The organism is Pseudonocardia sp. Ae505_Ps2, assembly GCF_001932425.1.
Lineage (GTDB): Bacteria > Actinomycetota > Actinomycetes > Mycobacteriales > Pseudonocardiaceae > Pseudonocardia.
The window spans coordinates 131,428-135,752 of the sequence record NZ_MCIP01000002.1; the positions used below are offsets into that span (position 1 = coordinate 131,428).

The following is a 4,325-nucleotide window of genomic DNA, read 5'->3' on the forward strand; positions in this document are numbered from 1 at the left end:
GTGGTCATCGATCACGGTGTGGACGTAGGTGGTCCCGATCGCCGGGCGGTAGTACTTGCCTCGTTGACCGGTGCGTCGTGCGGTGGCCGCCTGGTTGCGGAGGCCTTGCTGTCTTCCCAGGTAACGCCAGCCCCCGCCGTCGGGGATGTTGGCGAACTTGGTGACGTCGACGTGGATCAGCGAGCCGGGATGGGGGTGCTCGTAGCGGCGCAGCGGTTCGCCGGTGACCCGGTCGATGTGGGAGAGCCGGTTGATCCGGCAGCGCACCAGGACCGCGTGCACGGTCGAGGCGGCCATACCGAGCCGCCCGGCGATCTGGACCGGGCCCAGCCGGTGCCGCCAGCGTGGACCGTTCCCGATCTTGTAGACACCGGTCGTAGACTGCCGCTGATCGCAGCGGAGGGGATCGCGTGGCGACACGCCGCCATTTCACCCAGGAGTATAAGGACCAGGCCGTCAGTCTTGTCCTCGATTCCGGCCGAACAATCGCCGAGATAGCGAAGAGTATCGGCGTCCACGAGATGACGTTAGGCAAGTGGGTGAAGAAAGCACGCGAATCCGGGCAGGTCCCGGACACGGACCTGTCCGAACCGGAGCGGGCCGAGCTGGAACGGCTCCGCAAGGAGAACACGACCCTGCGAATGGAGCGGGACTTCGCAAAAAAAGTAGCGACCTGGTTCGCGAAAGAACAGCCGTGAAATACGCGGCGATCGCGGACTGGGCAACCGAGGGCGAGTATCCGGTCACGTTCATGTGCGCCCAGCTCGGCGTGGCCCGACAGGGCTACTACCGGTGGCTCAAGACCGGACCCAGCCAGCGGGAACGCACCGACGCCGAGCTCACCGACACGATCCGAGAGATCCACCACGACCTGCGCGGTGACCCCGGCGTGCGCCGGGTGTGGGCCGAGCTGGTCGCTCGCGGCCACCGGACCGCCCGCAAGCGGGTCTGGCGGCTCATGCGCGCCGCCGGCCTGCAAGGCCGCCACCCTCACACCTGGCGCAAGACGACCGTCGCAGGTCTACGCCCGATCGACGCCCCGGACCTGATCGGGCGTGACTTCACCGCCGAGGCTCCCGACACCCGCTGGTGCGGCGACATCACCTACATCCAGACGGTCGACGGCTGGGCCTACCTCGCCACCGTGATCGACCTGCACTCCCGCAAGGTCGTCGGCTACGCCGTGGCCGACCACCTGCGCACCAACCTGATCACCGAGGCCCTCGCCGCCGCCCTGCTCACCCGCCGCCCACCAGCCGGAGTGATCATGCACAGCGACCGCGGGACGCAATACACGAGCCGGGAGCTCACCGACTTCTGCGCCGCCAACAATGTGGCCCGATCGATGGGCCGACGCGCCACCTGCTTCGACAACGCCGTCGCCGAGTCGTTCTTCGCCAGCTACAAGAAAGAACTCATCCACACCCGGCCATGGAACGACATCACCGAGGTCCGACAGCAGACATTCGCGTGGATCGAGAGCTACTACAACCGTCGCAGACGGCACTCCACCCTCGGATACTTGACACCCACCGAATACGAGCTAGGATTCAGGAAAATAACCGACTTGGCAGCCTAAACCGGCGTCAAAGAAATCGGGAACACTCCAGCGCAGACCCACGATCTGCCGAACCACACGAGCACTGGTCCTGCTCGGCGAGAGCTGCGGCCGTGAGCTGCGGTCGACCATCCCGGCCGGCCCCTCGGCCCGGTAGCGGTCGGACCATTTCGACGCTGTCCGTGGAGAGACCATGAACATCTTCGCCGCGGCGGTGTGGGTCCAGCCGTGATCGACGACGAGTTGAGCGAGCCGCAGCCGGGCGCGCGGGGTCAGGGCGGCGTTAGCGTGGGACACGAAGGCCTCCGGTGGGTGAAGCGGTTCCTCGACAGCTCCACTTCACAACCGGAGGCCTTCGTCTGTCAGACAGAATCACCGATCCCGGGCAGTACAACCTCCCTGCACATCACACCTAACCTTCGTCAGGTCCAAGATCACCAAGCAGGAGGAGTAGGACCATGCGGGTTCTCAGGTCCACGATGATCGGCCTCGCACTCGGGGTCGCCACGCTGACGTCGGTCGGTGCCGGGGTCGCCGCCGCAGCTCCCATTGCCCCTGCCCAGTCCCCAACCTGGAGCTACGTCGCGACCTACGCGAACAGGGGTGCGTGCGAGGAGGCGATCGCTGCCTACCGGGGCAGGCCCGACACCTCTGAGTACCGCTGCATCTCCAACGGGAACCCGACCCAGAGCCAGGAGACCAGCTGGTCGCTCTACAACCTGCGGTACTGACCACGACCGACCGCGCCGCCCCAGACGACGACGGCCCGCCCCCGGCACTAACGGGGGCGGGCCGTGCGGCCGTCCCGGGGTGTAACCGGGACGGACGTCGTCAGCTCCCGGCGATGACGATCCGAGTGCCCTCCGGCGCCGGGGTGTCCAGATCGGTCACCCGGACACCGTCGAGGCGAACCCGCCCGGCCTCGAAGTGCATCGCGAGCCGGTCGCCCAGCGCGGCCGCCCCGGTCCGCACGGTCGGGACATCTTGCGGCGCGGTCTCATCACTCACGCCGGCCATCCTCTCCCCCCGTCACCGGGACGCCTTTCGCAGGTCCGACACCCGGGAGCGGGACAGCTGCAGGACGCGGGCGATCTCCGTCCCGGACAGCCCGAGGTCGTCGAGCAGCGCGACAGCGGCGCGGGACTCCTTCGCCGCGGCCTCCTGCTCCAGCTGCGCGGCCCGCGTCCGGGCACGGGACGCGGTGATGCGCTCCTGCACCGCGGAGTCGAACACCGGCCGGATCTCGACCGGCGCGGCTGCGTCGCGGTCGTCGAGCGCGAGATAGTCCCGCACCATCGCCTCCGCCCCGCCCAGGGTGCGGGACTGCGTCACCCCGACCTCGGCGCCGTGCTCGTCGGCGATGTGGAGTTCCCATCCGCGCTCCCACCGGCGCGCGGTCACGAAGTACCTCACTGCAACCACCCTTCCGGCAGGCACGCCATGCGCTTGCCGATGCTGCGCACCACCCCGGGCGAGATGGTGCGGTGCCGGGGGACCGGCGTGGTGTGGGCGCCGCAGGGGCAGCCCCACTTGGTGTGCGGTCCAGCCTCGGACAGCACGCGGCAGTCGTGAGCTAGGAGGGCCCGCTCGACGTCGCGGAGCTTCATGGACGGGACCACACCACCGAGTGTACGCCCCCCGCGTACAGGGCTGTCCACCCCGGGTGGACAACTACGGCTGCGCGCCGAGCCCCGACCCGCCGCGCCGGAGCTTCCCGGACGCGAAGTCCGCGAGGATCTCGTCGGCGAACGCGAGGTCCCCGCGCACCCCGGACTTGATCATCAGCCACGACTCGGACGCCTGCGCCGCGCGCTCCCGGGAGATCCCCTCCGCCAGGTAGGCGTCCCGCACCGCGCGCACACACACGCCCCCAGCTCATCGGCGTACCGGCCCTCCATCGCAGCCTTCACCGACGGGTCGCGGGCGACGACCTCCTCGTACCGCATCCGCTCCGCGTCGCACACCGCCTGGATCCGCGCCACCGCCGCGTCGGTCAGCTCCTCCGCGGACGGCCCGTCAGCGGTCACCGCTCGCCGGCCTTCCACCGCCGGATCGCGTCCCGCATCCCCGACAGCGGGTCAGCCTGCCGCCGCCGGTGCTCCGCCTCGTGCTCATCCATCCGCCGACGCCGCTGCCGGTGCAGCTCCGCGAGGTACGCCCGCCCCTCGTCGGTGGGGAAGCCGTCCGCGTCCACGAGTCCGTACCGGCGCAGCCACCGCAGCGCCGTCCGCGGCTGCGACTCCGGGCCCTGCCCGCCGTCGACGAGGCGGTGCAGCGTGTTCCGCTGGAGAGGCGTCAGGTCCACGCCCCCGATCGTGGCTCAGCGAGTAGCGACGCCGCCACCGGGCGTCCGGCCAGGGTGCGGTGCACGGTCGAGCCTCGCGCCGAACCGCACAGCCGGGGGCGTCCACCGCGGGCGCTCCCGGCGCTGCGCGTGACCTTGCGTCCCAGTGCGGCCGAACTCTCCGGCTCGGGCCCGCCGCACGCCCCGCCGGACACGTCCTCTGCACCAGCCCTGGGGTCGTCAGAATCGAACTTTCCGAACCGCTCAGTCCTGCGGTTCGGATAATTAATCCGCGATACGGGCGTGGTGTACGGACGGTTAGCGACCGAATTTTTGGTTGATTGTTCTCAGTGTTTCAGATAGCGCGGACGGCGGCTCGCGGCAGCGGCTCGACGAGTTACTGGTTCAGTGAGGTGTTCTCAGTAGCGGGTTGATCATGTCGTGCGGTCGTACTCGGTGTGGAGTAGTACGAGCGCAGCTGCG

Annotated in this window: 8 protein-coding genes and 2 pseudogenes; 3 read left to right on the forward strand and 7 right to left on the reverse strand. The window is 69.3% G+C overall.

Features of this window, described 5'->3' with window-relative positions; translation table 11 throughout:
- Window positions 1–345, reverse strand: a pseudogene (locus tag Ae505Ps2_RS28950) (IS481 family transposase); the annotation flags it as partial.
- A gap of 65 nt (window positions 346–410) precedes the next feature.
- Between Ae505Ps2_RS28950 and Ae505Ps2_RS32870 the strand changes: the two are divergent.
- Together Ae505Ps2_RS32870 and Ae505Ps2_RS28960 are read left to right on the forward strand one after the other, a co-directional pair.
- A complete protein-coding gene (locus tag Ae505Ps2_RS32870; RefSeq protein ID WP_075554354.1) occupies window positions 411–698 on the forward strand; it encodes a transposase in 288 nt (95 codons plus the stop codon).
- Window positions 695–1,579: an IS3 family transposase gene (locus Ae505Ps2_RS28960; protein WP_075554355.1), complete on the forward strand. Its 885-nt coding sequence runs from the start codon at window positions 695–697 to the stop codon at window positions 1,577–1,579. Before Ae505Ps2_RS32870 ends, Ae505Ps2_RS28960 begins: the two co-directional genes overlap by 4 nt.
- Window positions 1,580–1,600: 21 nt before the next feature.
- Here Ae505Ps2_RS28960 and Ae505Ps2_RS28965 read toward each other — a convergent pair.
- Window positions 1,601–1,855 (reverse strand): annotated as a pseudogene (locus tag Ae505Ps2_RS28965) (leucine zipper domain-containing protein); the annotation flags it as partial.
- Window positions 1,856–2,016: 161 nt separating this feature from the next.
- On the opposite strand from Ae505Ps2_RS28965, the gene Ae505Ps2_RS28970 reads away from it, so the two are divergent.
- Complete coding sequence (locus Ae505Ps2_RS28970) at window positions 2,017–2,289, forward strand: hypothetical protein (RefSeq protein WP_075313143.1); 273 nt, start codon at window positions 2,017–2,019, stop codon at window positions 2,287–2,289.
- Window positions 2,290–2,389: 100 nt separating this feature from the next.
- Here Ae505Ps2_RS28970 and Ae505Ps2_RS32270 read toward each other — a convergent pair whose 3' ends face one another.
- From Ae505Ps2_RS32270 to Ae505Ps2_RS28990, 5 genes are all read right to left on the reverse strand, one after another.
- Window positions 2,390–2,566, reverse strand: a complete 177-nt coding sequence (locus tag Ae505Ps2_RS32270) for a hypothetical protein (RefSeq protein ID WP_158071633.1) — start codon at window positions 2,564–2,566, stop codon at window positions 2,390–2,392.
- A gap of 21 nt (window positions 2,567–2,587) precedes the next feature.
- Window positions 2,588–2,971, reverse strand: a complete 384-nt coding sequence (locus tag Ae505Ps2_RS28975; RefSeq protein WP_075313145.1) for a hypothetical protein — start codon at window positions 2,969–2,971, stop codon at window positions 2,588–2,590.
- Window positions 2,968–3,177, reverse strand: coding sequence for a type II toxin-antitoxin system HicA family toxin (locus Ae505Ps2_RS28980; RefSeq protein ID WP_060715088.1), 210 nt, complete (start codon window positions 3,175–3,177; stop codon window positions 2,968–2,970). Before Ae505Ps2_RS28980 ends, Ae505Ps2_RS28975 begins: the two co-directional genes overlap by 4 nt.
- A gap of 52 nt (window positions 3,178–3,229) precedes the next feature.
- Window positions 3,230–3,424 (reverse strand): hypothetical protein, encoded by a 195-nt coding sequence (locus tag Ae505Ps2_RS28985; RefSeq protein ID WP_139320277.1) that lies wholly within the window; start codon window positions 3,422–3,424, stop codon window positions 3,230–3,232.
- A gap of 157 nt (window positions 3,425–3,581) precedes the next feature.
- Window positions 3,582–3,863 (reverse strand): hypothetical protein, encoded by a 282-nt coding sequence (locus tag Ae505Ps2_RS28990; protein ID WP_075313147.1) that lies wholly within the window; start codon window positions 3,861–3,863, stop codon window positions 3,582–3,584.
- Between the last annotated feature and the right edge of the window lie 462 nt (window positions 3,864–4,325).

What these genes read in the sequence shown, in the direction of transcription:
- Ae505Ps2_RS28970 (WP_075313143.1), top strand. Translation starts at nt 2,017, where the DNA reads ATGCGGGTTCTCAGGTCCACGATGATCGGCCTCGCACTCGGGGTCGCC.